1 protein-coding gene and 1 pseudogene are annotated in these 1,018 nt (G+C 27.1%); both read left to right on the top strand.

The features are described 5' to 3' along the window. Window positions 1–271 (top strand): annotated as a pseudogene (locus tag CI949_RS20860) (hypothetical protein); the annotation flags it as partial. Window positions 272–679: 408 nt separating this feature from the next. Beyond that, on the top strand, window positions 680–1,018 hold a 339-nt coding region (locus tag CI949_RS20855; RefSeq protein ID WP_290769960.1), incomplete at its 3' end, for a type IV toxin-antitoxin system AbiEi family antitoxin domain-containing protein.

Genomic DNA, 1,018 nt, shown 5'->3' with positions numbered 1-1,018 from the left:
GAGACTAAAACTGGATAATCATATAAAAAATAAAGAATATCAAAATTCAAAAGATATTAATATAACTAAAGCGGCTAAAAGATACGGATATTCAACAGAATTATACTCTAAAGTAAAAACTGATGCAGATATAATCGTAGAATCTGACTATGCTGAATTAGCTGAAGAAGCTCTTGAAAAAAATAAAATTTCAGAGAGTAGATATAATGAGTATCTAATTGAAGGTGGGTATGGCTACCTGGTATTTGGAGATGAAGATGATGAGTTCTGATAAATTAATTTATCAGACTGATCTAAATTTAGTTTTTGATTTTTTGATAATGATTGTCTTGCTTCCTTTATTTGGGTTAAAAGAATAGATATTTTAGATAAGCTTGATTAAAGTAAAATTAATTCTGTTTAATTTTTAGCTGAGTGGTGACTATCATAAGTTTAATTAATGTAGCTAGATATCCTAAGGTAAATTTGATTAACATTGACTTCAATTATTTAGGTTTGAAGAAAAAGAAATTGAAGAAAATAGAGATATTCTTGCTCCGGTATTAGAAAAAATAGCTCTTTTGGTCGGGAATACTACTTTGCAATTTTCAGTGATTTTACTATACAATAAATAAAAAATTTTTACTTTTAAACTAAAATAAGATATAATATTAGTATAAAAGTAAAAGAGGTGTTTTTTATGAATTATCGCCAAAAGTTAAATGATTTAATCGAAAAAAATGACGGCCTGGTTTTAACTAAAGAATTGAAAGAAAAAAATATTCCTCGAGAATATTTATCTATTTTTTTAGAAGAAGATAAGTTGGAGAGAATCAAAAGAGGAGTTTATACAACTCCAGATGCTTTTAATGATGAGATGTATATAATCCAGCAAAAAAACACCAGGTTGATTTATTCCCATGAAACAGCTCTTTATCTACATGATTTAAGTGATAGAGATCCCTTAGAATATACAGCAACTGTTCCTTATGGTTATCATAACCCTTATTTGAAGGATGAAAACATCAAAGTTCATACA

The organism is Halanaerobium sp., from assembly GCF_003070835.1.
The sequence above is the reverse complement of the archived record's forward strand: the minus strand, read 5'-3'. Positions and strand labels throughout refer to the sequence as shown.